The sequence below is a fragment of the Allobosea sp. Root483D1 genome, from assembly GCF_001429505.1.
Lineage (GTDB): Bacteria > Pseudomonadota > Alphaproteobacteria > Rhizobiales > Beijerinckiaceae > Allobosea.
Genome location: NZ_LMJW01000004.1, coordinates 203,775 through 228,317 on the forward strand (window position 1 = coordinate 203,775; position 24,543 = coordinate 228,317).

The 24,543-nt window shown below is 67.0% G+C and carries 24 protein-coding genes; 13 read left to right on the forward strand and 11 right to left on the reverse strand.

Going from position 1 to position 24,543, the window contains the following annotated elements:
• Nucleotides 1-94 precede the first annotated feature (94 nt).
• Nucleotides 95-715, forward strand: a complete 621-nt coding sequence (locus ASE66_RS07985) for a MarR family transcriptional regulator (RefSeq protein ID WP_082613280.1) — start codon at nt 95-97, stop codon at nt 713-715.
• Complete coding sequence (locus ASE66_RS07990) at nt 664-1,881, forward strand: glycosyltransferase (protein ID WP_057189086.1); 1,218 nt, start codon at nt 664-666, stop codon at nt 1,879-1,881. Before ASE66_RS07985 ends, ASE66_RS07990 begins: the two co-directional genes overlap by 52 nt.
• Nucleotides 1,882-1,918: 37 nt before the next feature.
• On the opposite strand, the gene ASE66_RS07995 is transcribed toward ASE66_RS07990, so the two are convergent.
• Nucleotides 1,919-2,401, reverse strand: a complete 483-nt coding sequence (locus tag ASE66_RS07995; RefSeq protein ID WP_057189087.1) for an OsmC family protein — start codon at nt 2,399-2,401, stop codon at nt 1,919-1,921.
• The gene (locus tag ASE66_RS08000; RefSeq protein WP_057189088.1) at nt 2,401-3,060 is read right to left on the reverse strand and encodes a GntR family transcriptional regulator; all 660 of its coding nucleotides are present in this window, start codon (nt 3,058-3,060) and stop codon (nt 2,401-2,403) included. The genes ASE66_RS07995 and ASE66_RS08000 overlap by 1 nt, the downstream gene beginning before the upstream one ends.
• Nucleotides 3,061-3,171: 111 nt before the next feature.
• Between ASE66_RS08000 and ASE66_RS08005 the strand changes: the two genes are divergently transcribed.
• Entirely contained in the window at nt 3,172-4,626 is a 1,455-nt protein-coding gene (locus tag ASE66_RS08005; RefSeq protein ID WP_057189089.1) for an AMP nucleosidase, read from the forward strand.
• A 3-nt stretch (nt 4,627-4,629) separates the two neighbouring features.
• On the opposite strand, the gene ASE66_RS08010 is transcribed toward ASE66_RS08005, so the two are convergent.
• The 3 genes from ASE66_RS08010 to ASE66_RS08020 are packed head-to-tail and all read right to left on the reverse strand — an operon-like array spanning nt 4,630 to nt 7,895.
• Nucleotides 4,630-5,256, reverse strand: a complete 627-nt coding sequence (locus ASE66_RS08010; protein WP_057189090.1) for a hypothetical protein — start codon at nt 5,254-5,256, stop codon at nt 4,630-4,632.
• On the reverse strand, nt 5,256-7,430 hold the full coding sequence (locus tag ASE66_RS08015; protein WP_057189091.1) for a xanthine dehydrogenase family protein molybdopterin-binding subunit: 2,175 nt from the start codon (nt 7,428-7,430) through the stop codon (nt 5,256-5,258). The genes ASE66_RS08010 and ASE66_RS08015 overlap by 1 nt, the downstream gene beginning before the upstream one ends.
• 3 nt (nt 7,431-7,433) lie before the next feature.
• Nucleotides 7,434-7,895 carry a (2Fe-2S)-binding protein gene (locus ASE66_RS08020; RefSeq protein WP_057189092.1) on the reverse strand — a complete coding sequence of 154 codons (462 nt, stop codon included), beginning with the start codon at nt 7,893-7,895 and terminating at the stop codon, nt 7,434-7,436.
• Nucleotides 7,896-8,090: 195 nt separating this feature from the next.
• On the opposite strand from ASE66_RS08020, the gene ASE66_RS08025 reads away from it, so the two are divergent.
• The 6 genes from ASE66_RS08025 to ASE66_RS08050 all read left to right on the forward strand — a co-directional run bounded on the left by ASE66_RS08025 (nt 8,091) and on the right by ASE66_RS08050 (nt 13,623).
• Nucleotides 8,091-8,708 carry a TetR/AcrR family transcriptional regulator gene (locus ASE66_RS08025; RefSeq protein ID WP_057189093.1) on the forward strand — a complete coding sequence of 206 codons (618 nt, stop codon included), beginning with the start codon at nt 8,091-8,093 and terminating at the stop codon, nt 8,706-8,708.
• Between the two features lie 163 nt (nt 8,709-8,871).
• A complete protein-coding gene (locus ASE66_RS08030) occupies nt 8,872-9,636 on the forward strand; it encodes an ABC transporter ATP-binding protein (RefSeq protein WP_057189094.1) in 765 nt (254 codons plus the stop codon).
• Nucleotides 9,626-10,384, forward strand: coding sequence for an ABC transporter ATP-binding protein (locus tag ASE66_RS08035; RefSeq protein WP_057189095.1), 759 nt, complete (start codon nt 9,626-9,628; stop codon nt 10,382-10,384). Before ASE66_RS08030 ends, ASE66_RS08035 begins: the two co-directional genes overlap by 11 nt.
• A gap of 56 nt (nt 10,385-10,440) precedes the next feature.
• On the forward strand, nt 10,441-11,643 hold the full coding sequence (locus ASE66_RS08040) for an ABC transporter substrate-binding protein (RefSeq protein WP_057189096.1): 1,203 nt from the start codon (nt 10,441-10,443) through the stop codon (nt 11,641-11,643).
• An 83-nt stretch (nt 11,644-11,726) separates the two neighbouring features.
• Nucleotides 11,727-12,614 carry a branched-chain amino acid ABC transporter permease gene (locus tag ASE66_RS08045; RefSeq protein ID WP_057189097.1) on the forward strand — a complete coding sequence of 296 codons (888 nt, stop codon included), beginning with the start codon at nt 11,727-11,729 and terminating at the stop codon, nt 12,612-12,614.
• 19 nt (nt 12,615-12,633) lie between these two features.
• Nucleotides 12,634-13,623, forward strand: coding sequence for a branched-chain amino acid ABC transporter permease (locus ASE66_RS08050; RefSeq protein ID WP_057189098.1), 990 nt, complete (start codon nt 12,634-12,636; stop codon nt 13,621-13,623).
• Nucleotides 13,624-13,650: 27 nt separating this feature from the next.
• Here the strand turns inward: ASE66_RS08050 and ASE66_RS08055 are convergent, their stop codons facing one another.
• The 5 genes from ASE66_RS08055 to ASE66_RS08075 all read right to left on the reverse strand — a co-directional run bounded on the left by ASE66_RS08055 (nt 13,651) and on the right by ASE66_RS08075 (nt 16,945).
• Entirely contained in the window at nt 13,651-14,019 is a 369-nt protein-coding gene (locus ASE66_RS08055; protein WP_057189099.1) for a c-type cytochrome, read from the reverse strand.
• Nucleotides 14,016-15,023 (reverse strand): hypothetical protein, encoded by a 1,008-nt coding sequence (locus ASE66_RS08060; protein WP_057189100.1) that lies wholly within the window; start codon nt 15,021-15,023, stop codon nt 14,016-14,018. The genes ASE66_RS08055 and ASE66_RS08060 overlap by 4 nt, the downstream gene beginning before the upstream one ends.
• Before the next feature lie 109 nt (nt 15,024-15,132).
• Nucleotides 15,133-15,768: a 2-hydroxychromene-2-carboxylate isomerase gene (locus ASE66_RS08065; protein ID WP_057189101.1), complete on the reverse strand. Its 636-nt coding sequence runs from the start codon at nt 15,766-15,768 to the stop codon at nt 15,133-15,135.
• A gap of 7 nt (nt 15,769-15,775) precedes the next feature.
• Nucleotides 15,776-16,306, reverse strand: coding sequence for an isochorismatase family protein (locus tag ASE66_RS08070; protein ID WP_057189102.1), 531 nt, complete (start codon nt 16,304-16,306; stop codon nt 15,776-15,778).
• Nucleotides 16,307-16,312: 6 nt separating this feature from the next.
• Nucleotides 16,313-16,945 carry a TetR/AcrR family transcriptional regulator gene (locus ASE66_RS08075; RefSeq protein ID WP_057189103.1) on the reverse strand — a complete coding sequence of 211 codons (633 nt, stop codon included), beginning with the start codon at nt 16,943-16,945 and terminating at the stop codon, nt 16,313-16,315.
• Nucleotides 16,946-17,026: 81 nt separating this feature from the next.
• Between ASE66_RS08075 and ASE66_RS08080 the strand changes: the two genes are divergently transcribed.
• Both ASE66_RS08080 and ASE66_RS08085 read left to right on the forward strand, forming a co-directional pair.
• Nucleotides 17,027-18,559 (forward strand): 4-hydroxyphenylacetate 3-hydroxylase family protein, encoded by a 1,533-nt coding sequence (locus ASE66_RS08080; RefSeq protein ID WP_057189104.1) that lies wholly within the window; start codon nt 17,027-17,029, stop codon nt 18,557-18,559.
• On the forward strand, nt 18,556-20,205 hold the full coding sequence (locus tag ASE66_RS08085; RefSeq protein ID WP_057189105.1) for an acyl-CoA dehydrogenase family protein: 1,650 nt from the start codon (nt 18,556-18,558) through the stop codon (nt 20,203-20,205). The genes ASE66_RS08080 and ASE66_RS08085 overlap by 4 nt, the downstream gene beginning before the upstream one ends.
• Nucleotides 20,206-20,419: 214 nt before the next feature.
• Here the strand turns inward: ASE66_RS08085 and ASE66_RS08090 are convergent, their stop codons facing one another.
• Nucleotides 20,420-21,496, reverse strand: a complete 1,077-nt coding sequence (locus tag ASE66_RS08090) for a LacI family DNA-binding transcriptional regulator (protein ID WP_057189106.1) — start codon at nt 21,494-21,496, stop codon at nt 20,420-20,422.
• A gap of 113 nt (nt 21,497-21,609) precedes the next feature.
• Here ASE66_RS08090 and ASE66_RS08095 point away from each other — a divergent pair, with 113 nt between their 5' ends.
• Complete coding sequence (locus ASE66_RS08095; RefSeq protein ID WP_057189107.1) at nt 21,610-22,626, forward strand: TRAP transporter substrate-binding protein; 1,017 nt, start codon at nt 21,610-21,612, stop codon at nt 22,624-22,626.
• 36 nt (nt 22,627-22,662) lie between these two features.
• A complete protein-coding gene (locus ASE66_RS08100; protein WP_082613282.1) occupies nt 22,663-24,540 on the forward strand; it encodes a TRAP transporter large permease subunit in 1,878 nt (625 codons plus the stop codon).
• The last annotated feature ends 3 nt before the right edge of the window (nt 24,541-24,543 follow it).

Here is a 24,543-nt window from a genome sequence, read left to right on the forward strand (position 1 = left end):
GTTCGGGGTGGCATGTGCTTTGCGTATAGGCTATTCGTCAGCCAGAGGGGCTCGGAGGGCTGACTGCTCATTTCGAGATCAGGCGGAGTAGGGAATGCATCTAAAACCCCATGACGGCGCTCGATTCCTAGGCAATGCCTTCAATGGAGATCATCGAGTCGACCCACGCCGCGCGGAGCCCGAATCAGGCCCGCCCCGGTCGTCGGTGTCGCAGCTTGATCTCGCGCGCATGATCGAGCGGGCCAGCCGGCGCTTCCTCGACTATCTCAGGCTCGAGCTGACCAAGCTCGGCGTCGACGACATCTCGCCCTCGCAGGTCATGGTGCTGTTCACCATCGGCTCCGGCGAGATCGCAGTGCGCGACCTGCTCGATCGCGGCCACTATGTCGGCTCGAACGCGTCCTATAACCTCAAGCAGCTGGTCGAGAGCGGCTATCTCGAGCGCGGCGCCTCGCCTCGCGACCGCCGTCTCGCCCGCATCTCGCTCTCGCCGAAGGGCCAGCTTCTCGTCGAGCGCTTGAAGCTCCTCGACGAGACCAGCCAGTTCGGGCAGGGCCAGGATATCGACACCGAGGCTGACCTCCAGACCACTCACGACACGCTGCGCCGCCTCGAACAATGGTGGGGCGACGCGCTGCGCTATGGCGGGATCCTGCTGGCTTCATGCACGTCTTATTCGTTCATCGTTCAGGATCTGGTCAGTTCGCTCACCTGATCCAGCGCCTCGTCGCCGAAGGCGGCGAGGTCACGCTGGTGACGGAGCGGCCGGAGCCGGAGCGCCCAGGGCTGAGGCAGATCGCCTATTCGATAGGCGAGCCTGCGACCACGCACGCGACATTGGCGGCGACCGACTATCATGTCCGCACCGGCGAGGCGGTCGCGGCTGAACTGTCGCGACTGCACCGGCACGACCGGCCGGACGCCATCCTCGGCCATGTGGGCTGGGGCGGCATGCTCTTCGCCAAGGATGCGATGCCCGGCGTGCCGCTGATCGGCTATTGCGAGTATTTCTACAACGCCGCCGGTTCCGATCTCGATTTCGACCCGGATTTCGCCGTGCCGGAAGCCGAGCGGCGGCGCATCCGCATGCGCAACGCCGCCCAGCTGGTGACGCTGCAGACGCTCGATTTCGCCTATGCGCCGACCCGCTGGCAGCAGCAGCAATATCCCCGCGCATTGCAGCAGCGCATTGCGGTCTGCCATGACGGCATCGATATTCACTTTTGCCGACCGGATGCGCAGGCGGTGTTCACCTTGCCGGATGGGCGCGTGCTGCGCCCCGGCGATCCCGTGGTCACCTTCGCCGCGCGCGATCTCGACCCCTATCGCGGCTATCCGCAGTTCATGCGGGCGGCGGCACGGATCGCGCGGGAGCGCCCCGATGTGCTGTTCGTCGCGGTCGGCGGCGATGGTCCGGGCTATGGCCGCCCGCGTCCGGACGGCCGGCTCTGGCGCGAGGTGATGCTGGAGGAGACAGGTCTCGCCGACCGCATCGTCCATCTCCCCTGGCTCGCCCATGCCGACCTCGTCAGGCTGTTCCAGGTTTCGGCCGCCCATATCTATCTGAGCGTCCCCTTCGTGCTGTCCTGGTCGATGCTGGAGGCGATGGCCTGCGGCGCGCTGATCGTCGGCTCGGCGACGCCACCGGTCCAGGAGGTCATCCGCCACGGCGTCAATGGCCTGCTCGCCCCCTTCTTCGACGAGACCAGGCTGGCGAAGACCGTGATCGCCGCGCTCGACAGGAGGGCCGAGCTGGCGCCGCTGCGGGCGGCCGCGCGCCAGACCGTCCTCGCGCGCTATGAGCGCGAGGCCTGCGTCGACCGCCAGCTCGGCTTCATCGGCCGGCTCGTCGCCGAGGACGATCTGCTCGCGGCGCAGTGATCGCGCATCCATCGGCGGGGAGCTTGAGCCCTCGGCTTCATGGCGCGCCTTGATAGTCCCAGCTGCCGAGTGTCTCGATCGTCGAACGCACCGAATTGGCCAGAAAGCAGTTGGCGTGGGCTTCGTGATGCAGCGCCGCGACGGCGGCCTCGTCGGGCGCTTTCGGGCCGCTGAAGACGACATGCGGCCTGAGCGTCACCGTCTCGACCCACTCCTTGCCATCGACGTTCTTCCGCATCGCGCCTTCGGCGGCGTCGACATAGCTGTCGATCCGGAAGCTGCGCAAAGCCGCCAGATTGAGGAACCAGAGCATGTGGCAGCTCGACAAGGCCGCAACATAAGCCTCCTCCGGGTCGACATTGGCCGGGTTCGAGAACGGCACGCGCACCACATGCGGCGAGCTCGAGGCCGGTACGTCCAGCCCGCCGTCGAAGCGCCAGAGATGGGCGCGGCTGTAGCGGTTGTCGAGGAAGGCCTCCTCGCCGCGCTGCCAGGTGATCACCGCGCCATGCGTCGCCATCAGCTCTCTCCCTGTTCGGCGCAGGCCGCGAGCACGACTGCCCGCGTCGCCTGCAGATGGTCTTCGAGGATGGTTCGGGCCGTGATTGCATCGCCCGCTGCAACAGCAGCGATCAGTTGGCGGTGCTCGTCGGCCCAGCCCTGCTTGCGCGTGCCGGGACCGAGCGCCTGCACGCTGAACCGGTCGATCGGGGCACGCAGTTGTCGGAACAGGGCAAGGCTACGCGGGCGTCCGGCCGGGCCGTAGAGCGCTTCATGGAAGGCGATGTCGCCGGAAATCCAGCCGAGCCGGTCCTCCGCATCCTCCAGCGCGTCTTGCAGCCGCTTCAGTTCGCGTAGCGAGCGCGGGTCGTGCTGGCGCAGCGCCCGTACCAACAGATCGCCCTCGACCATCAGCCTGAGATCGAAGAGTTCGTCGATCTCCTCAGCCCGCGGCCGGCTCACCCGCGCGCCGCGATAATGCGCGACGTCGAGCAAGCCCTCGTTCTGCAGCTGGGCCAATGCCTCGCGCACCGGGATGCGGCTGACGCCGTATTCGGCGGCGATCTGCTCCTGGCGCAGCAGCTCGCCCGGACGCCACTGCCCGGCGTCGATCGCCTCGCGCAGGCGCTGGGCGAGGGCGGACGCGGTCGTGGCGGCAGCGAGGCGGGTGACAAGCATAGGATAATTGTATCCAAAATTTTCCCGACTTCAAGTACCGCTGGTGTCGGCGCTGTTGTCAGGGGCTCGCCCGCCCAGCTACAAGCACGCCGAACGAGAGGTCGTTCGCGCATGACATTCGAGATCGCCGCCACGCCGCAGGAGGCCGTCGACCGGCTGGAACTGCTCTACGAGCAGGCGCGCACGGCGCTGCGCGACGACCTGCAGCGCTTCTTCACGACCGCGGAGCCGCCGACGCTGGAGGAGCGCGCGCTCTATCGCTACCCGATGCTGCGCGTCACCTATGAGCCGTCGAAGCTGCCGGCGGCGACGCGGCGTGGCTACGCGAAATTTTCCGTGCCGGGCATCTACTCGACCACGGTGACGCAGCCGGCCGAGTTCCGCGCTTATCTGCTCGACCAGCTCCAGCCGCTGGTCGAGGAATACGGTGCGACGATCGAGACCGGCGTCAGCAGCCAGGAAATCCCCTACCCCTACGCGCTCGACGGTGGCGACGAGCTCGGCCGCGGCACGGTCACGGCGGCCGAGCTCGCCCGGCATTTCCCGACGCCCCTGCTGGCGCTGGTCGGCGACGAGATCGCCGACGGCACCTTCGAGATCGTCGAGGGCGAGCCGCGCCCGCTCTCGCTCTTCGACGCGGTCCGGGTCGACTATTCGCTGCGGCGGCTGGTGCACTACACCGGCACCGACTGGCGCGCCGTGCAGCCCTGGGTGCTGCTGACCAATTATCATCGCTATGTCGATCAGTTCGTCCGGCTCGCTCTGGCCGAGATCGAGGCCGGCACCGCGCAGGTGCTGGTCGCCCCGGGCGGCATCCGCATCGACCGCGACGGCATCGACGTCAGTGCTGCCGAGCGGGTGATGTCGGCGCCCTGGCACCGCTTCCAGATGCCGGCCTATCATTTGATCCGCGAGACCGGCGAAGGCGTCACCTTGGTCAATATCGGCGTCGGCCCCTCCAACGCCAAGAACATCACCGATCATCTTGCGGTGCTGAGACCGAATTGCTGGCTGATGGTCGGCCATTGCGGCGGCCTGCGCCAGACGCAGATCATCGGCGACTATGTCCTCGCTCACGCCTATCTCCGCCAGGACGGCATTCTGGATGAGCTGGTGCCTCCGGACGTGCCCGTTCCGGCGCTGGCCGAGGTCCAGGTCGCCTTGCAGCAGGCGGCGGCCGAGGTCACCGGCGAGAAGGGCGACCGGCTGAAGCAGCGCCTGCGCACTGGCACGGTGGTGACGCAGGACGACCGCAACTGGGAGCTGCGCTGGAGCAAGGAGCGCAAGCGCATCAACCTCTCGCGCGCCATCGCGGTCGACATGGAATCCGGCACGATCGCCGCGCAGGGCTACCGTTTGCGCGTGCCCTACGGCACCCTGCTCTGCGTCTCCGACAAGCCGCTCCATGGCGAGATCAAGCTGCCGGGCGCCGCCAACGCCTTCTATGAGCGCGCTGTCGGCGAGCACCTCAAGATAGGCCTTGCCGCGCTGGAGAAGCTCAAGGAAGCCGGCTCATCGATCCATTCGCGCAAGCTCAGGAGTTTTGACGAGCCGCCTTTCCGCTAGCGTTTACGCCGCCGGGCAGACCGCGCCGCTGTCGGCCCAGGCCTGCATGAGTTCGCCGAACTGCGCATTCGTTCCGGGCGCCGGCTGGCGGCCCTTGCCGGGGTTCCAGCCCCAGAGCACCAGCGTGTCCGTGGTGACATGCTTGACGATTGCCGCGAGGTCGCGGCTGCCATTGCGGTTCTGGTCCTTGAGCTGCTCACAGATCTGGCCGAGCGTCTTGCCTTCCCAGGCCATCGAGGCCGGCGCCAGCGCCCAGTGGCCGTCGCCGGGGATGCCGGCCGGGTCGAAGTTCTGCTTGCCATGACAGGTGGTGCAGGCGAGGCCGGGAGCGCCATGCCCGTCCTTGCCGCGCACCGCCATGGGCTGGTGCAGCCGCCTTGCATCGCTCTGACGCGGGCGTTCCGTCGCCGGGTGGCAGTTCATGCAGCGCGGATGCTGCAGCACCTTGCCGATCTCGGCGAACAGCGCGACCGAGCGGTCGCGCTGATTGGCGATGTTGGAGAAGCTCGCAGCGGGGCGCAGGGGGGTGCCGCCCGGTTGCGGCGCCGGCGCGGTCTGCGCCAGCGTCAAGGCACTGCCGAGCAGCAAAGTGACGGCGGCAGCTGCGGAAGCGAGAGCGACCTGACGCATCACACCGTTCCCCCGACCATCGGCAGCGAGAGCGGCCGCTCGCGCCCGAGCCGCGCAAGCGCGTTGGCGACTGCCGGCCCGATCGGCGGCACGCCGGGTTCGCCGACGCCGGTCGGCTTCTCGGTCGAGGACACGATCCTGACCTCGACCTCCGGCATCTCGTGGATGCGCAGCGAGCGGTAGCTGTCGAAATTGGTCTGGACCGGCCGGCCCTGGTCGAGCGTCAGTTCGCCATAGAGGACGTGGCCGAGCCCGAAGCCGATGCCGCCCTCGATCTGGGCGCGGATGATGTCGGGATTGACCGCGACGCCGCAATCGATCGCGCACCAGACCTTGTGCACTTTGGGCTCGCCGCCCTCGCCGAGCGAGACGTCGGCGATCTGCGCGACATAGGAACCGAAGCTCTCGACCACGCCGACGCCACGAGCGCGGCCGTCCACCGGTCCGGGGCCATTCCACTTCGCCAGATCGGCGACCGCCTTGAGGACATTGGCAAGACGCTGATGCTTGCCCATCAGCGCGAGCCGCCCGGCAACCGGATCCTGCCCGGCTTCCTGCAGCAACTGGTCGATGAAGCACTCGACGGCATAGCCGGTATGGGTGTGGCCGACCGAGCGCCACCATAGCGTCGGTACGCCGACCGGGACGGTGTGGAGGTCGCAGCGGAAATCGGCGACTTCATAGGGCAGCTCGTTGGCGCCCTCGACCATGACCGGGTCGATCCCATCCTTGATCATCGCCTCGAAGGGCGAGCCCTTCAGGAAGGACTGGCCGACGATCGCCGCGCTCCAGGCGGTGATCTTGCCGTCCTTCACCGCGCCGCGCATGCGATGCAGGAAGAGCGGGCGGTAATAGCCGCCGGAAAGATCGTCCTCGCGCGTCCGCACCAGCTTGACCGGCCGGTTGGGGCCGATCGCCTTGGCCGCCTCGGCGAGTTCGGCGGCGAGCTCGGCGGTCGGCTGCGCCCGCCGGCCGAAGCTGCCGCCGCCGAGCAGGGTCTCGACCTGGACCTTCTCGGGTCCGAGGCCGAGCACCTTGGCGATGACCTGATGGTCGAGCGTCTGGAGCTGGCTGCCGAGGCGGGCGAGCGCGCCCTGCGCGTTCCATTCGAGATAGCCGTCGAGGGGCTCCATCGGCGCATGCGCCAGATAGGGGAAGACGTACTCGCTCTCGATCACCTTGTCGGCCTTGGCGAGCACCGCCTCAGCGTCGCCATGCTTGCCGGCGAGCGTGCCTTCCGTCCGCGCCAGCTTGCGGTACTCGGCGATCAGCTCGCGGCTGCCGCGCTTCTCGGCGCCGCTCTCGTCCCAGGTTACCTTCAGGGCCTCGCGGCCCTTCAGGGCCGGCCAGGTTCCGGTCGCGTAGACGGCGACACCGGACGGAAGCTGCTGGACGTCGACGACGCCTTTCACCGTCTTCGCCGCGCTGGCGTCGAAGGAAGCGACCTTGCCGCCGAAGCGCGGCGGCCGGGCGACGACGACGGTCAGCATATCGGGCGTGTGGATGTCGATGGTGAACTGCGCCTTGCCCGTCGACTTGTCCAGGCTGTCGAGGCGCGGGGCGGTGCCCTCCTTGCCGATCAGCTTGAACTGCGCGGGATCCTTGAGCTTGACCTCGGCCGGGGCCTGCAGCTTCGCGGCGGCCTCGGCGAACTCGCCGAAGCGGCCCTGCTTGCCGGAGACATGCTTCAGCACGCCCTTCTCGACGCTGATCTCGCCAGCCGGCACCTTCCAGGCCTCGGCCGCCGCCTGCACCAGCATGGCGCGTGCGGTCGCGCCGGCCTTGCGCATCTGCTCGTAGGAATTGGCGATCGCGGTCGAGCCGCCGGTGCCCTGGATGCCGAAGGCGAGATTGGCATAGAGCTTGGAATCGGAGACGGCGTGCTCGGCCCGCATCTGGGCCCAGTCGGCGTCGAGTTCCTCGGCGACGAGGGTGGCGAGGCCGGTGAATGGGCCCTGGCCGAATTCGATATGCTTGATGAGGACGGTCACCGTGTCGTCGGCGGCGATCCTGACGAAGGCGTTCGGCGCGAAAGTCGCGGCACCGCCCGGCCGAAAGGCCTGCGCGGCGCCCGATTGCGCCCGGCCCGACTGCGGCAGGCTGAGGCCGATGACGAGGGCGCCGGCGCCCTTCAGGAGGTTGCGGCGGGAGAGGGAGATGTCGTGCGCGGTCATGGCTCAGCCCTCCAGCGTGCGTGCGGCGTCGTGGATCGCGGCGCGGATGCGGACATAGGTTGCGCAGCGGCAGAGATTGCCGTTCATGGCGAGGTCGATGTCGCGGTCGCTCGGCTTGCGGATTTCCTTGAGCAGCGCGATCGCGCTCATCACCTGGCCGGACTGGCAGTAGCCGCATTGCGGTACGTCGTGCTTGACCCAGGCGGCCTGGATGGCCTCGGCTTCCTTGCCGGCGAGCGCTTCGATCGTGGTGATCTTGGCCTCGCCGAGAGCCGAGACCGGCAGGGAGCAGGAGCGTAGCGGCTGGCCATCCATGTAGACGGTGCAGGCGCCGCATTGCGCAACGCCGCAGCCGAATTTGGTGCCGGTCAGGCCGAGATTGTCGCGCAATACCCAGAGCAGGGGGGTGTCGTCGTCGACATCGACGCGATGCGTCGTTCCGTTGATATTGATTGAATGGACCATGGCTGCCTCGCGGGATCGCGGTCATGACGCAGCACGGCACCATGGCAGCCGGATCGAGGCTCGCTCGAAGGCCCGTTCTGACATATCAGAAGCGGGCGAATGATCCGTCGTCTGGGGTCGTGCGACTAGACGAATTAGACGATTTGCGTCTAACTAGGATAGTCGCCGACAGTTTGGATTCTGTCAAGACTGCAAATGAGCGACCGCAGCGAAAGTTCCGCAACGTCCGGCGAGGACGGCAAGGGCCGCATCGAGCAGGTTGCGGAGGCGGCTCTGCGTCTCTTCGCCCGCTATGGCTACAAGCGCACCTCGATGGACGATATCGCGCGTGAGGCCGGGGTCGCCCGCGCCACGCTGTACCTCCATTTCAAAGGCAAGGACGACGTCTTCCGGGCCATGCTCGCGGGGCTCGGCAACCAAGTCGAGACACGTTGCCGCGAGGCGTTGGCAACGCCCGGCCCGTTCGCGCAGCGGCTGGCTGCGCTGATGGAGGCCCATCACGGCACAGCTTTCAGCGCCTTCAGCGCCGGCGAGCATCTCGGCGAGCTCAAGGCGGTGATGGTTGCCATCGCCGGTGCCGAGCTTGCCGCCTTCGAGGCGATCTTCGTCGCGATCACCCGCCAGTTGTTCGAAGACGCCGCCGCGCAAGGCGAGATTTCGATCGAACGCAGCGGCCTTCCGCTGGACACCCTGATCGCGACGATCATGCGTGCCGCGGCCGGCGCGAAATATGGTGAACAGCCCTCCTGCGAGACCTATCTCGTGCGATTGCGCGAGATTGCGGTGGTCTTCGCGGCGGCGGTCACGCGCTGATGGTTGGACCCTTATTTCTGTGTAGGCCTTTCGTCTAAGCCTGCGTTTTGCCTCGCCGGGAGGCCCAAACCCGCACGCCCGCGCCGTTGACATGGGCGATATGCGCGGTGCAGCATGCCGGCCGGGAAACGAACAATCGAGCAATGGGTAAGGTTAGCTAGGGATGTCTGAGGATACTATTCTCTCGACCTCAGGCCTCACGAAAGAATTTGCCGGCTTCACAGCCGTCAATGGTGTTGATCTGAAGGTTCGGCGCGGGTCGATTCACGCTTTGATCGGGCCGAACGGGGCAGGCAAGACGACCTGCTTCAACCTGTTGACCAAGTTCCTGCCGCCGACACGGGGGCAAATCGTCTATAATGGCCGCGACATCACGGGCGAGAAGCCGGCGGAGATCGCCCGGCTCGGGCTGGTGCGCTCCTTCCAGATCTCGGCGGTGTTCCCGCAGCTCTCGGTCAAGACCAATGTCCGCGTCGCGCTGCAGCGCAAGCGCGGCGACAATTTCGACTTCTGGCGTTCCGAGCGGGCGCTGTCCCCGCTCGACGCCGAGGCGTTGCGCCTGGTCGACGCAGTCGGCCTCTCGGCCTTTGCCGAACTGCCGGCGGGCGAGCTCTCCTATGGCCGCAAGCGCGCGCTGGAGATCGCGACGACGCTGGCGCTCGATCCCGAGATGCTGCTGCTCGACGAGCCGATGGCCGGCATGGGCCGCGAGGATATCGAGCGGATCGAGGCCCTGATCCGCAAGGTCTCGGCCAACCGCACCATCCTCATGGTCGAGCACAATCTCTCGGTGGTCGCCTCGCTCTGCGACCGCATCACCGTGCTCGCCCGCGGCCAGGTCCTGGCCGAGGGCGACTATGCCTCCGTCTCGAAGGATCCGCGCGTGGTCGAAGCCTATATCGGATCGGGAGTCGGCCATGGCCACTGAAGGAGCGGCCACTGGGGCGGTGCTGGAGCGCCCGGCTGCCGCGGGTGGCAAGCCGCTGCTGGCGGTGCGCGGGCTCGAGGCCTGGTATGGCGAGAGCCATGTCCTGCACGGCATTGAACTCGATGTCGGCGAGGGCGAGGTGGTGACGCTGCTCGGCCGCAACGGCGCTGGCAAGACCACGACGCTGAAATCGATCATGGGCGTGATCGGCAAGCGCAAGGGCTCGATCACCTTCGCCGGGCAGGAGACGATTGCGCTGCCGTCGCGCACCATCGCGCGGCTCGGCATCGGCTATGTCCCCGAGGAGCGCGGCATCTACTCGACCCTTTCGGTCGAGGAGAATCTGATGCTGCCGCCGCAGGTGAAGCCGGGGGGGCTCCCCGTCGAGCAGATCTTCACGCTTTTTCCCAACCTGAAGGAGCGGCTGAAGAGCCAGGGCACCAAGCTCTCGGGCGGCGAGCAGCAGATGCTGGCGATCGGGCGCATCCTGCGGACCGGTGCCAACCTGCTCCTGCTCGACGAGCCGACGGAAGGGCTCGCGCCTGTTATTATCGACCAGATCGGCGCGACCATCCGCATGTTGAAGAGCCAGGGCTTCACCATCGTCCTGGTCGAGCAGAACTTCCGCTTCGCCCAGACCGTCGCCGACCGCCACTACGTCATCGAGCAGGGCAAGGTCATCGACATGATCCAAAATGTCGAACTCGACGCCAACATCGACAAGCTCCACACCTATCTCGGGGTGTGACGCAGGGCGTCCAACAAGAACCGTCAGAATTCCAGAGATCCCCAGGGAGACTAACCATGAAGCTCAAGACATTGCTCGCGGCCACGGCGCTCGGCGCGCTGATGGCGGCGCCGGCGCTGGCGCAGCAGATTTCGGTCAAGGCCGGCGTGCTCAACGACCGCTCCGGCATCTATGCCGACCTCTCCGGCGAAGGCTCGGTGATCGCCGCGCGCCTCGCGGTCGAGGACTTCAAGGCGGCGGAGAAGGGCATCAAGGTCGAGATCGTCTCGGCCGACCATCAGAACAAGCCCGATGTCGGCTCGACCATCACCCGGCAATGGTATGACCAGGACGGCGTCGACCTGATCCTCGACGTGCCGACCTCCTCGGTGGCGCTGGCGGTCAGCCAGATCACCAAGGATAAGAACAAGATCCTCATCAATTCCGGCGCCGGCACCTCCGACCTCACCGGCAAGGCCTGCAGCCCGAACACCATCCACTGGACCTACGACACCTACGCGCTCGCCCAGGGCACCGGCGGCGCCATGGTCAAGGCCGGCGGCGACAGCTGGTTCTTCCTCACCGCCGACTATGCCTTCGGCCATGCGCTCGAGCGCGACACCTCGGCCGTCGTCACCAAGGCCGGCGGCAAGGTACTGGGCGCGGTGCGCACGCCCTTCCCGGGTACGGACTTCTCCTCCTTCCTGCTGCAGGCCCAGGCCTCCAAGGCCAAGGTCATCGGCCTTGCCAATGCCGGCGGCGACCTGACCAACTCGGTCAAGCAGGCGAGCGAGTTCGGCATCACCCAGGGCGGCCAGAAGCTCGCCGGCCTGCTGACCTTCGCCAGCGACGTGCATGCCCTCGGCCTGCAGGCGGCGCAGGGCCTGGTGCTGACCGAATCCTTCTATTGGGATCGCGACGACGGCACCCGCGCCTGGTCGGAGCGCTTCGCCAAGCTCAATGGCGGCAAGAAGCCGACCATGGTGCAGGCGGGCGTTTATTCCGGCCTGCTGCACTATCTGAAGGCGGTCGAGGCGGCCAAGAGCAAGGACTCCGCCGTGGTGATGGCGAAGATGAAGGAGATGCCGACCGACGATCCGCTGTTCGGCAAGGGCACGATCCGCGTCAATGGCCGCAAGATGCACTCGATGTATCTCTACGAGGTCAAGAAGCCGTCCGAGTCGAAGGGGCCGTGGGACTACTACAAGCAGCTCGCGGTGCTGTCGGGCGAAGAGGCCTTCCAGCCGCTCGCTGAGACCGGCTGCTCGCTCGTCAAGTGATGACGGACTGAAAAAGTCCGCATGACATCTTTTTCCGGGGCCGCAACCGGCCCCGGACCAGTTTTCACGGAACGGTCGATCCGATGTTCGAACTTCTAGGCGTGCCGCCGCAGGCGCTGTTCGGCCAGGTCCTTCTGGGCCTGATCAACGGCTCGTTCTACGCGATCCTCAGCCTTGGCCTGGCGGTGATCTTCGGCCTGCTCAACATCATCAACTTTGCCCACGGGGCGCAGTACATGATGGGCGCCTTCGTCGCCTGGATGTGCCTGAACTATCTCGGCATCAACTATTGGGCCGCGCTGGTTGTCGCCCCGATCCTGGTCGGCGCCACCGGCATCGTGATCGAGCGGCTCTTACTTGCCCGCATCGCAAAGTATGACCATCTCTACGGGCTGCTGCTGACATTCGGCCTGGCGCTGATCATCCAGGGGCTGTTCCGCAATTATTACGGCTCCTCCGGCCTGCCTTACGGCATCCCGCCGCAGCTGACCGGCGGTCAGAATCTCGGCTTCATGTTCCTGCCGACCTATCGCGGCTGGGTCGTCGTCGCCTCGCTCATCGTCTGCCTCGCCACCTGGTTCATGATCGAGAAGACCAAGCTCGGCTCCTACTTGCGTGCCGCGACCGAGAACCCGACGCTGACCCAGGCCTTCGGCATCAACGTGCCGCTGCTGGTGACGCTGACCTATGGCTTCGGCGTCGCGCTCGCCGCCTTCGCCGGCGTGCTCGCCGCGCCGATCTACGCGGTCAACCCGAACATGGGCGCCGACCTGATCATCGTCGTCTTCGCCGTCGTCGTCATCGGCGGCATGGGCTCGATCATGGGCGCGATCGTCACCGGCTTCTCGCTCGGCCTGATCGAGGGGTTGACCAAGGTGTTCTACCCCGAGGCGTCCTCGACCGTGATCTTCATCATCATGGTGCTGGTGCTGCTGGTGAAGCCCGCCGGCCTGTTCGGCCGCGCCGCCTGACGACGCAAGGACCAAAGACATGACCGACCTTGCCTCCAGCGCTACCCCGTCCGCCGCTGTCGTCGCCGAGACCGACGACAGCGCCGCGCGCCTGCACCGCAACCTGTTCATCGCGATTGCCGTGCTGCTCGCGATCGCGCCCTTCGTCGCCTACCCCGTCTTCGTGATGAAGGTGCTGTGCTTCGCGCTGTTCGCGCTCGCCTTCAACCTGCTGCTTGGCTATGGCGGGCTCCTGTCCTTCGGCCACGCCGCCTATTTCGGCATGGCGAGCTATGTTTCCGCCTATACCGCGAAGAACTGGGGCCTGACGCCGGAGCTGGCGATCCTGCTCGGCACGGCCGTCGCCGCTGCTCTCGGCCTGGTCTTCGGGGCGCTGGCCATCCGCCGCCAGGGCATCTACTTCGCCATGATCACCCTGGCGCTGGCGCAGATGGCCTTCTTCTTCTCGCTGCAGACGCCGCGCTTCACCGGCGGCGAGGACGGCATCCAGGCGGTGCCGCGCGGCAAGCTCTTCGGCCTCATCAGCCTCGCCGACGATCGCGCGCTCTATTGGCTCGTCGCCGCGATCTTCATGGGCGGGCTCTTGCTGATCTACCGGATCATCCATTCGCCATTCGGCCAGGTCTGCAAGGCGATCCGTGACAACGAGCCGCGCGCCATCTCGCTCGGCTATCGCGCCAGCCAGTACAAGCTCGCCGTCTTCGTGCTTTCGGCCGGGCTCGCAGGGTTAGCCGGCGCGACCAAGGCGATCGTCTTCCAGCTCGCCTCGCTCACCGACGTCTACTGGACGATGTCTGGCGAGGTCGTGCTGATGACGCTGGTCGGTGGCCTCGGCACCGTCTTCGGCCCGATCGTCGGGGCCGCGGTCATCGTCGCCATGCAGAACTATCTCGCCGGCCTTGGCTCCTGGGTCCTCGTCGTCCAGGGCGTCATCTTCGTCGCCTGCGTCCTGCTCTTCCGCGAAGGCATCGTCGGCGTCATCTCCAAATGGATCAAGAAGCCGCTCTGAGGCAAGAAGTCGCTCAGAGGGGCGAGGCTAACGGCCGAGCAGGTAGTCCGTCACGGCAGCCCGATCCGCCCTGCTGAGGCCCGCGGGCGGGCTCATCCAGCCGCCGGGCACGACTGCATCGGGATCGGCGAGATAGCTGAGCAGCCGCTCGCGATCCCAGGCCAGCCCTTGCGCCCGCATCGCCTTGAACGCCGGCGAGTAGTCGAAGCCCTCGGCCGAACCGAGCACGCGCCCGCCGAGTTTGGCGAGGTCCGGCCCGGCCATGCCGGCTTTGGCCGGGTCGAGGCTGTGGCAGGATTGGCAGGCCTTGAACACGGCCGCTCCCTCCTGCGCCCAGGCCATGTCGGTCGTTGCCAGCCCGAGCGGGACGAGTGCCGTCGCCAGCGCTCTCCTCACGCCGGCTTCACGGTCTGGATGCGTACCAGCCGGTTGGTGCCGCTCTCACCACCCCAGGCCTCGCCGCTGCGCCCATCCATCTGGCGGACATTGGCGCCGGGCTTGTCGCTCGGGAAGCTGTCGAACGCCTCGCTCAGCGGGTCGAAGCGGACGATGCTGTTGAGGGCGAAATCGGTGAGCCAGACCTTGTCGGCGTCGTCGACATAGACCGAGTAGGTCCGCGGCTTGTGGCCGGGCAGCTTCCAGCCCTTCCAGCTGCCGCTCTCGGTATCGAAGGACGAGACCTGGCCGGAATTCCACTCGCTGACCCAGATCCGGTTCTTCGAATCCGACCAGACCCGGCGCGCGCCCTGGCCCTCGGTCGGCGGATCGACCACATTGAAGGCGCCGCTCTGGGTGTTGATCCTGGCGATATAGTTGCCGGCGAGCGAGGCGAACCAGATCTCGCCGGCGGGCGTGCGGGTCATGCCATAGGGGCCGGCGCCGCGCGGCGCGTCGAAGATGTCCATCTTGCCCGATTTGGGATCGAGCCGGCCGACGATGCCGTTCTGGCCGGTGAACCAGAGCATGCCGGCCTTGTCGAACACCGGCGTGTTGAGATTGGCCCGCTCGCGCCCTTCAGGCAGCTTGTACAGCTCGACCTTGTGCGTCTTGTCGTCGACGCGGGCGATGGCGTTCTGGCCGCCTTCGGTGACCCAGGCGGCGCCATCCGGTCCGCGCACCACCCCATGCGGGGCGGCGCCGTCGCCGAGCGGGATCACCTTGGTCTGGCCGGTACGGGGATCGAAGCGGCCGAGCACGCCGTTGCGCTGGCCGCAGACCCAGATCGTGCCGTCGCCGGCATCAGTGACGTCACGCGAGCCCTTGATCTCCGGCACCTCAAAATAGGTGACGATGAACGGGCTGCCGGGCTGGGACTGTCCGGTCGCCTCGGCGCTGCGCAGAATCAGGTTCGGGGCGGCGAGGCCGGCAAGGCCGAATTTCAGGAACGAACGGCGCAGCATCGGCGTCTCCTTTCGTCGTCGGCGGCGGATCATCCGCCTTCGGGTGAGAGGCGTAAACCGACAACATCGTGAAACTGTGGCTGCGGCCGGGCGGTTCCCTCTGCTCGCTCTAGCGCTGTCGCTGGATGCCTTCCGGCAGAGTGGAAACGCGCGCCATCTCGCCGCTGCGAAATGCGGCCGGATCGGCGAGATAGTCATGCGCCATCGCCATCGCGTCGACGCCCCAGAAGACCTCGCCGTCGATCACCAGGCTCGGCACGCCGAAGACGCCGGCAGCAACGGCCTCCTCGGTCGCCTGGCGCAGCCGGTCCTTGACGCCCTGCTCGCCGATCAGCGTCAGTGCATCGGGACGGCCGGCGGCATCGGCGACCTCCTGCAGCACCAAGGGATCATTGGCGTCGCGCCCCTCGCCCCAGACGAGGCGGAAGGCGGCCGTGACTGCTGCCTCGTCGCCGTCGAGGGCGGTCAGGAGGCGCAGCATCGCGAGCGGGTTGAAGGGGTGGCTCGGCGGAAAGCGGAAGGGCACGCCCAGCGCCTGCGCCAGATGCGTCGCGAGCCGGTAGGTGTGGACGCGCTTGGGCGCGATCTCCGCCGGCCCGAGCTGGCCCCAGGCCTTGAGGACGCCGCCGAAGACGATCGGCTTGAGCAGGACCGATCGCTGCGCCCGGATACTGTCCAGCCGCGGCAGCGCCAGATGCGCGAAGGGCGAGATGATGTCGAAATACCAGAAGGCGGGCTGAGGCACCGGCGACTCACTTGACCAGCGTGAGCGCGGTGCGGAATTGCGGGTGCTCGGCGGTGCGCAGCCACTCGAACACCACCATCTCGGTGGTGACGATCTCAGCGCCATTTCGCTCCAGCCGACGCAAGCTCACCTCCTTGCTTTCCGGTGCGCGCGCGCCGACCGCGTCCTGCACCACGAAGACGCGGCGCTTGTTTTCGAGCAGCGAGAGTGCGGTCTGACCGAAGCAGACATGGGCTTCGCAGCCGCACAGGATGAGGTCGTCGTCGCCGGCGATGGCGTCGATGAAATCAGGCGCGGCACAGGCATCGAAGCTCATTTTGGCGATGGCGGGCGCGGCCTCGGCGAGGTCTGGAACCGTCGCGCCGAGCCCGGCCGGGTTCTGCTCGGTCATCACGATCGGCACGTCCAGGAGCTTCGCCGCTCCGACCAGCCTGCGGGCATTGGCCATGAGGCGTGGCCCGTCATGGATCGCCGGCATCAGGCGCGCCTGGAAATCGATGATGACGAGGCGGGACCGGTTGACGTTCATCAGGGGCATCGGGCGTCATCTCCGCAGGAGCCGGTCGAGCTCGGTTTCGACATGGCGCTCCATCAGCGCGCGCGGCGATGTCCCGAACATGCGGATGCGCCGCGTATGCGCCAAGAGCAACACGCCGGAAGCATGGGCGAAGGCGTCGGCCATGATCAAGTCGGCTTGCGTTTCATCTGCCCCGAGCGCTAGCGCCGCCTCGCGGATCGGCGCCAAAGTCGCTTCCAGCGCCTCGTTCAACGCCCGGTCGCGCTCCCGGCCGAGGCCGTGCGGGCGCATGCCGCCGCGAAACAGATAGAAGCCGAGATCGAGATCGCGCGGGTTTTCGGCGTAGAAATCGAAGAAGGCGAGTGCGGCGGCTGAGAAGCGTTCAGCCGGAATAGCAACGGCAGCAACTGCGGCGTCGACCGCCGCCTGTAGCGTCGCGATCGAACGGCCTAGCACCTCGGCATAGAGAGCTTCCTTCGAGTCGAAATGGAAATAGAGCGCTGCCGGCGTGTAGCCGGCCTCGGCCGCGATCGCCCGCAGCGAGGCGCCGTCCAGCCCCTCGCGCTCGAACACCGTGCGCGCCGCGGCAAGAATGCCCTCGCGTTTGGCATCTGTCGCGGCATAGCGGCCGCGCTTCCGCTCTGCGGATCCCTCGCTCACTCTGGAACGCCTCCAACCCTCTTGACGAAAATCTAACGTCGTTCAATTTTAGGAGCAACAACCGCTCGGGAGGAGGCTAGCATGCTGATGGACGCCGCCGGCTATCGCGAATCCCTGCGCGCCTATTCTCCGCGCGTTTTCGTCAACGGGCAGCGCGTCGAGAGCGTCGCTGACGAGCCCATGCTGCTGCCGGGCATCAACGGCATCGGCGTGACCTATGACCTCGCGCATGCGGCGGCCTATCGGCCGATCATGACCGCAGTGCAGGGCTCCTCCGGCCGCACCGTCAACCGCATGCTCCATATCGACGCGTCGTCCAGCGATCTGCTCGCCAAGCTCGAGGCGGTCCGCCTGGTCTGCAAGATCTCCGGCTGCGCCCAGCGCTATCTGACGCATGACGCCTTCAACGGCATCCTGCAGGCGACGGTGCGGGCCGACGCCACCCACGGCACCGATTACCGGCAGCGCTTCCTCGCCTATATGCACCACATCCAGGACGAGGACCTGACCTGCGGTGTCGCCATGACCGACGCCAAGGGCGACCGCTCGTTGCGGCCGGGCCTGCAGGCCAATCGCGATTCCTATGTTCACATCAAGGAACGCAGAAGCGACGGCATCGTCATCCGCGGCACCAAGGCGATCGTCACCGGCGCGCCCTACGTCCATGAATTCCTGGTGATGCCCTGCCGCACCCACGCCAAAGGCGATGAGGATTTCGCCGTTTGCTGCGCCGTGCCCTGCGATGCGGAGGGGATCACCATCGTCGCGCGCCCGGCCGGGCGGCCGGGCGATCCGGCCGCGAAGTTCTCGGCGAAATACGGCCAGTCGACCGGCGCGGTGATGTTCGACGATGTCTTCGTGCCTTGGGAGCGGGTGTTCATGGCTGGTGAGATCGAGGAGGCCGGCTATCTCACCACCAGCTACGCCACCCATCACCGCCATAGCTGCATCGCCGCCCGGGCCGGCTTCGGCGACCTCCTGATCGGCGCCGGCGCGCTGATGACCCATGCCAACGGGCTCGACGCCGACAGGCACACCCATGTCCGCGAGCAACTCGTCGAATTGATCACCATCACCGAGGGCTTCTTCGCCTGCGGTGTCGCTGCCTCCGTCTATTGCAGCAAGGACGAATCCGGGGTGGCGATGCCGGACGCAGTTTTCGCCAATATCGGCAAGCTGCTGCTGGCTACCAAGATCTACGACATGCACAGGATCGCTCATTACGTCTCGGGAGGCTTGATCGTGGCGCTGCCTGGCCCGGACGAGGACCACAACCCCGAGACCTCGGCCTCGCTCTCGGCCGTGCTGACCGGGCGGCAGGACATTCCCTATGAGCAGCGCGCCGAGGTGGCCCGCTTCATCGAGGACCTCACCGTCTCCAAGGAGGCTGGCTGGTATTCGGTGATCTCGCTGCATGGCGGCGGCTCGCCCGAGGCGATGAAGCGTGAGATCTGGCGCAACTATCCCGTCATGGAAAAGGTCGCGCTGGTCGAGAGCCTGCTCGATCGCGGCGTGCTCGCCGACGGCTCGCGCGTCTCGAAGCAGCCCGGCCGTTGCTGCGTGACCGGTTGCGAGGTGCCCGAGCGCATGACGACATCGGAGGCGGCGGAATGAACATCCAAGCGGGCGCCACCCATCAGGTCCTCAACCAGGCCCGGCCCGCCACCGGCTGGAATGCCTTCTCCGGCGATGCTGTGCTGCAGGGCATCGTCGCGCGCGGCGCTCCCTGGGTTGCCGCCAAGGCGGCGGCACTGGGCGCTCATGCCGGCGACGCAGAAGTGCAGGAGCTCGCCCGCCTCGCCAACCGCCACGGGCCGGAGTTGCGGAGCCATGACCGCTACGGCAATCGCACCGACTGGATCGAGTTCCACCCGGCCTGGCACGAGTTGATGGCGCTCGCCTTCGCCCATGAGGTGCCTTCGCTCGCCTGGACGACGAGCGAGCCGAACGGACATCTCGGCCGCGCCGTGCTGTCCTATCTCTGGAACCAGATCGAGCACGGGACCGGGTGTCCGACCGGCATGACCTATGCCGCCTTCCCCGGCCTCGCCCAGCCGGAGTTCGCACTCTGGCGCGAGAAGATCACATCGGCCCGCTACGACAAGCGCCCGCTGCCGGTGGCGCTTAAAGAGGGCGCCAGCATCGGCTATGCGATGACCGAGAAGCAGGGCGGCTCCGACCTGCGCCAGACCCAGACCACCGCCCGTTTCCTCGAGGATACGCCGGAAGGCCGGGTCTATCTGATCACCGGACACAAATGGTTCTTCTCGGTGCCGCAATCGGACGGGTTCTTCACCCTGGCGCAGACGCAGAGCGGCGTTTCCTGCCTGTTCTGCCCCGGTTTCCTGCCCGATGGCAGCCGCAACCGCCTGCAGATCCAGCGCCTCAAGGACAAGGCCGGCAACCGCTCGAATGCTTCCTCGGAAGTCGAGTTTCGCGAGTGCCTGGGCTGGCTCGTCGGCGAGGAGGGCGCGGGCATCAAGGAAATCCTCAGCCACGCCCATCTCACCCGGCTCGATTTCGCGGTGGGCTCGGCCGGGCTGATGCGCCAGGCGCTGACGCTGGCGCTGAACCACACCCAGTCCCGCCGCGGTTTTGGCTCGTCGCTGGCCGAGCAGCCGATGATGACCAACATCCTCGCCGATCTCGCCATCGACTCGGAGGCCTCGACGCTGATGGCTTTCCGCGTCGCCGCCGCGACCGATGCGATGGAGACTTCCGAGGAGGAGCGTCACCTTGCCCGCGTCACCACCCCGCTGGCGAAGTTCTGGAACTGCAAGCGCGCCGCCGCCTTCGTCGTCGAGGCCCTGGAATGCCATGGCGGCAACGGCTTCATCGAGGAAAACCCGATGGCGCGGCTCTATCGCGAGGCGCCGCTAAACGCGATCTGGGAGGGCACCTCGAACATGATGTGCATGGACGTGCTGCGCGCCTTCAACCGCGAGCCGCGCACCAAGGAGGCCTTCATGACCGAAGTCAGCGCAGCGCGCGGCGCCAACCGCGCCCTCGACCGCTGGCTCGACCGGCTCGGCGACGAGGCGGCAAAGCCGCGCAACGATGACGGCCATGGCCGCCGGCTCGCCAATCTGATGGCCTATGCGCTGCAGGCGTCGGAGCTGAAAAAGCACGCCGACGAGGCGGTGTTCGAGAGCTTCTGCCGCTCCCGGCTCGACGCCGACTGGGGCTATGTCTTCGGCACGCTTGATCCATCGCCGGAGCTCGCGGGGATCGTAAGACGGGCTACGGTGGCGCAGGGCTGAAGCTCGGCCGAGTGCACCATTGCGCAGTTGGATTTCGCCATCAACGTGCGGTCATCCCGGACGGAGCGTAGCGGAGATCCGGGATCCATTCCGGAGCGTATCCGAATAAGGTTCCGGAATGGGTCCCGGGTCTCCCTCCGGTCGCCCGGGACGACACGCGGTTTTTCTGCAAGCAGGCGTCCTTGGAACCATCGCGACCGTTTGCGTCACCTTCTCAGGGCAGGTTCTCGCGCAGCACGATCTCGATGCCGGGCCGGGCGGTTCCTTCCGCCGGAGGCCGGCCGGCGCGCAGGTTCGCGAAGATCGCGACACAGCTCATCAGCGTCACCAGCGGCTGCTGGGTGATGACCGCATCCATGGTGCCGTCGACGAGAAGGCCGCGCGTCTCCGGCGTCAGCCCGTGGCCGACGAAGACCACATCCTGCCGTCCGGCCTCCTTCAGCGCCCGGGCGATGCCCTCCGGCCCGCCGCCGATATTGTAGATGCCGGCAAGGTCCGGATGCTGGCCGAGCAGGGTCTTGGTCTGGCGGTAGTTCTTGGCCTCGTCGTCATGGCCCTCGCGCAGGCCGACGACCTTGATCTCCGGATAGAGCTCCTCGAACAGATGCAGGAAGCCCATCTCGCGCTCTTCATGGGCGCGGTAGCTCAGGCTGCCGGCGATCATCGCGACCTTGGCGCGGCGCGGCCCGATGAAGCGGGCGATGAGCTGGCCGGCGGTGCGCCCGGCGGCACGGTTGTCGAGCCCGACATAGGCGGCGCGGGCGGTGTTGGCTATGTCGGAGATCAGGGTGACGCTCGGCACGCCGCGATCGGCCAGCAGGTCGACCGCCTCGCGCACGGTCGGGTGCTCCAGTGCCATGAAGGCGACGCCGTCGACCTCGCGGCCGATCCGCCGGAGCTCATGGGCGAGCAGCTCCGGCTTGAAGCTCTCGATATGCTCGACCCGGGCGCGCATGTTGAAGGATGCGAGCTGGTCCTGCGATCCCGCAATCAATCGGCCGAGCATGCCGAGGAAACGGTTGTTCCCGGCCGGCAGCAGGAAGCCGAGTCGCAAGGGCCGGAGCGCACTGGCCGGCAGCGCGCCTTCCATGACGTAACCGAGCTCGCCCGCGGCCTTCAGCACGCGCTGGACGGTCGCGGGCCGCACGCCCGGCCGCTGGTTGAGCACCCGGTCGACCGTCGCCGTCGAGACGCCCGCCAGTCGCGCGACGTCCTCGACCCGCGCCATCTGGCGGCGACGCGGCGCGGATGGCTCGGTCTCCTCGGCAAGCTTGGGGATCGGCGCGTTCATTCAATCAAAAACCATCAGAAAATGAGCTTGAAGACCATCAGATGCGATTTCTATGCTGAGCGTCAAGCACTCAAGAGCGATCAAATCGCATCAGCACGTCCAGGGAGGACATCATGACCGGACCGAGCCGCCGCACGCTCATCAAGGGCCTCGCCGCCGCCCCAGCCATATCGCTGATCGGCATGCCGATGATCGCGCGGGCCGCCGAGATCGAGCTGAAATACGGCAACAACCTGCCGCTCAGCCACCCGCTCAACATCCGCGCCCAGCAGGCGGCCGAGCGCGTCGCCAAGGAGACCAACGGGCGGGTCGAGATCAAGATCTTCCCGAACAACCAGCTCGGCGGCGACACCGACATGCTGAGCCAGGTCCGCAATGGCGGCATCACCTTCTTCACTCCGTCGGCGCTGGTGATCGCGACGCTGGTGCCGGTCGCGGCGATCAACGCGGTCGGCTTCGCCTTCGCCGATTACGACCAGGTCTGGAAGGCGATGGACGGGCCGGTCGGCGCGCATGTCCGCGCCGCGATCGAGAAGGTCAACCTCTACGCCTTCGAGAAGATGTGGGACAACGGCTTCCGCCAGATGACCACCTCGGGCAAGGCGATCGAGCAGGCGGCCGACATGGCCTCGCTCAAGATCCGCGTGCCGGTCTCACCACTCTCGATCTCGATGTTCAAGGCGCTCGGCGCCGCCCCGGCCAGCCTGCAGTTCTCCGAGGTCTATTCGGCGCTGCAGACCAAGGTGGTCGATGCGCAGGAGAATCCGCTGCCGATCATCCAGGTCGCCAAACTCTATGAGGTCCAGAAGAGCTGCGCGGTCTCGAACCATATCTGGGACGGCTTCTGGTTCATCGCCAATGGTCGCGCCTGGCGCGGCCTGCCGCCGGACATCCAGAAGATCGTGGCGTCGGCGATCAACGACGCCGGCGTCGCCCAGCGCGGCGACATCAAGAGCCTCAACGATACCGTGCAGGCCGATCTGCAATCGAAGGGGCTTGCCTTCAACAAGACCAACCCCGACAGCTTCCGGGCCAAGCTCCGCGATGGCGGGTTCTACAAGGAATGGCAGGAGCGCTTCGGCGCCGAGGCCTGGGGCCTGCTCGAAGGAGCGGTCGGCAAGCTCGCCTGAGCGAGTGAGCCGCAGCCGAACGCTCGAGGACACCCCATGGACGCTCATGCCGCCAACCTGCCGCCGCCGGCCATGCCGGCGACCGGATTTGGTCGCCTCGCGGACAGGCTCGACCGCGCCGTCGGCACGGCGGTCGAGCTCGTCGCGGCCGTGCTCGTCCTCGCCGAGATCGTCATCCTGGGAGCGGGCGTCACCGCCCGCTACGCCTTCCATGCGCCGCTGGTCTGGTCGGACGAACTCGCCTCGATCCTGTTCCTGTGGCTCTCCATGCTCGGCGCGGTCGTGGCCCTGCGCCGCGGCGAACATATGCGCATGACCGGCCTCGTCACCCGCGTCGGCCCGCAGACGCGCGCTTTGCTCGAAGCGCTCGCCATCACCGCCGCGATCGCCTTCCTGCTGATGATCCTGCCGGAGGCGCTCGACTACGCCGAGGACGAGCGCTTCATCGTCACCCCCGCACTGGAGATCGCCAATTCCTGGCGCGCCGCGGCACTGCCGATCGGCATCGTGTTGATGCTGTTCGCGGCGTTCTGCCGGCTGCTGCGCTTCGGTTCGTGGAAGCCGGTCCTGCAGGCTGCTGGGCTCACGATCGTCCTCATCGTCCTGTTCTGGCTGCTCGGGCCGGCGTTGAAGCCGCTCGGCAAGCTCAACCTGGTGATCTTCTTCGTCGGGCTCGTCGCGGCCAATGTCTTCGCCGGCGTGCCGATCGCCTTCTCCTTCGCGCTCGCCACCTTCGGCTATCTCTCGCTGACGACCTCGACGCCGATGGTCGTCATGGTCGGCCGGCTCGACGAGGGCATGAGCCATCTCATCCTGCTCGCCGTGCCGCTGTTCATCTTCCTGGGCGCGCTGATCGAGATGACCGGCATGGCGCGCGCCATGATCCAGTTCCTCGCATCGCTGCTCGGCCATGTCCGTGGCGGTCTCTCCTATGTGCTTGTTGGCGCGATGTACCTGGTCTCCGGCATCTCCGGCTCGAAGATCGCCGACATGGCCGCGATCGCACCGGTGCTGTTCCCGGAGATGCAGAAGCGCGGCGCCAAGCCCGGCGACCTCGTCGCGCTGCTCTCGGCGACCGGCGCGCAGACTGAGACGATCCCGCCTTCGATCGTCTTGATCACCATCGGCTCGGTCACCGGCGTCTCGATCGCGGCGCTGTTCACCGGCGGCATGCTGCCGGCCGTGGTGCTCGGCATCGCGCTCTGCTTCGTCGTCTGGTGGCGCAACCGGGGCGAGGATCTCAGCCAGGTCGCCAAGTATTCGAAGCGCGAGATCGGCAAGCTCTGTCTGATCGCGGCTCCCGCCATCGCCTTGCCGTTCGTCATCCGCGCCGCCGTCGTCGAGGGCGTCGCCACCGCGACCGAGGTCTCGACCATCGGCATCGCCTATGCGGTGCTGGCCGGCATCCTGATCTACCGCCAGTTCGACTGGCGCCGGCTCAAGCGCATGCTGGTCGACACCGCCTCGCTCACCGGCGCGATCATCTTCATCATCGGCTGCGCCACCGCCATGGCCTGGGGGCTGACGCAATCGGGCTTCTCGCAGGACCTCGCCAAGATCATGGCGGCGGTCCCCGGCGGAACCTGGGGCTTCCTCGCCATCTCGATCGTCGCCTTCGTCATCCTCGGCAGTGTGCTCGAGGGCATCCCGGCGATCGTGCTGTTCGGGCCGCTGCTCTTCCCGATCGCCAAGCAGATCGGCGTGCACGAGGTCCACTACGCCATGGTCGTGATCTTCGCGATGGGCATCGGCCTTTTCGCCCCGCCCTTCGGCGTCGGCTATTACGGCGCCTGCGCGATCTCGAAGATCAATCCCGACGAGGGGCTGAAATACATCTGGGCCTATATCGCCGCACTGCTGGTCGGCCTCGTCATCGTCGCCGCCGTGCCGTGGTTCTCCATCGGCTTCCTCTAGCGC

Excerpts from the sequence above, each read along its gene's own strand:
- ASE66_RS08025 (WP_057189093.1), top strand. The coding sequence starts at position 8,091 with ATGAGCGACCGCAGCGAAAGTTCCGCAACGTCCGGCGAGGACGGCAAG.
- ASE66_RS08040 (WP_057189096.1), top strand. The coding sequence starts at position 10,441 with ATGAAGCTCAAGACATTGCTCGCGGCCACGGCGCTCGGCGCGCTGATG.
- ASE66_RS08080 (WP_057189104.1), top strand. The coding sequence starts at position 17,027 with ATGCTGATGGACGCCGCCGGCTATCGCGAATCCCTGCGCGCCTATTCT.
- ASE66_RS08015 (WP_057189091.1), bottom strand. The coding sequence starts at position 7,430 with ATGACCGCGCACGACATCTCCCTCTCCCGCCGCAACCTCCTGAAGGGC.
- ASE66_RS08085 (WP_057189105.1), top strand. The coding sequence starts at position 18,556 with ATGAACATCCAAGCGGGCGCCACCCATCAGGTCCTCAACCAGGCCCGG.
- ASE66_RS07990 (WP_057189086.1), top strand. The coding sequence starts at position 664 with ATGCACGTCTTATTCGTTCATCGTTCAGGATCTGGTCAGTTCGCTCAC.
- ASE66_RS08000 (WP_057189088.1), bottom strand. The coding sequence starts at position 3,060 with ATGCTTGTCACCCGCCTCGCTGCCGCCACGACCGCGTCCGCCCTCGCC.
- ASE66_RS08035 (WP_057189095.1), top strand. The coding sequence starts at position 9,626 with ATGGCCACTGAAGGAGCGGCCACTGGGGCGGTGCTGGAGCGCCCGGCT.
- ASE66_RS08005 (WP_057189089.1), top strand. The coding sequence starts at position 3,172 with ATGACATTCGAGATCGCCGCCACGCCGCAGGAGGCCGTCGACCGGCTG.
- ASE66_RS08030 (WP_057189094.1), top strand. The coding sequence starts at position 8,872 with ATGTCTGAGGATACTATTCTCTCGACCTCAGGCCTCACGAAAGAATTT.
- ASE66_RS07995 (WP_057189087.1), bottom strand. The coding sequence starts at position 2,401 with ATGGCGACGCATGGCGCGGTGATCACCTGGCAGCGCGGCGAGGAGGCC.
- ASE66_RS08070 (WP_057189102.1), bottom strand. The coding sequence starts at position 16,306 with ATGCCCCTGATGAACGTCAACCGGTCCCGCCTCGTCATCATCGATTTC.
- ASE66_RS08090 (WP_057189106.1), bottom strand. The coding sequence starts at position 21,496 with ATGAACGCGCCGATCCCCAAGCTTGCCGAGGAGACCGAGCCATCCGCG.
- ASE66_RS07985 (WP_082613280.1), top strand. The coding sequence starts at position 95 with ATGCATCTAAAACCCCATGACGGCGCTCGATTCCTAGGCAATGCCTTC.
- ASE66_RS08100 (WP_082613282.1), top strand. The coding sequence starts at position 22,663 with ATGGACGCTCATGCCGCCAACCTGCCGCCGCCGGCCATGCCGGCGACC.
- ASE66_RS08020 (WP_057189092.1), bottom strand. The coding sequence starts at position 7,895 with ATGGTCCATTCAATCAATATCAACGGAACGACGCATCGCGTCGATGTC.
- ASE66_RS08060 (WP_057189100.1), bottom strand. The coding sequence starts at position 15,023 with ATGCTGCGCCGTTCGTTCCTGAAATTCGGCCTTGCCGGCCTCGCCGCC.
- ASE66_RS08010 (WP_057189090.1), bottom strand. The coding sequence starts at position 5,256 with ATGCGTCAGGTCGCTCTCGCTTCCGCAGCTGCCGCCGTCACTTTGCTG.
- ASE66_RS08095 (WP_057189107.1), top strand. The coding sequence starts at position 21,610 with ATGACCGGACCGAGCCGCCGCACGCTCATCAAGGGCCTCGCCGCCGCC.
- ASE66_RS08045 (WP_057189097.1), top strand. The coding sequence starts at position 11,727 with ATGTTCGAACTTCTAGGCGTGCCGCCGCAGGCGCTGTTCGGCCAGGTC.
- ASE66_RS08050 (WP_057189098.1), top strand. The coding sequence starts at position 12,634 with ATGACCGACCTTGCCTCCAGCGCTACCCCGTCCGCCGCTGTCGTCGCC.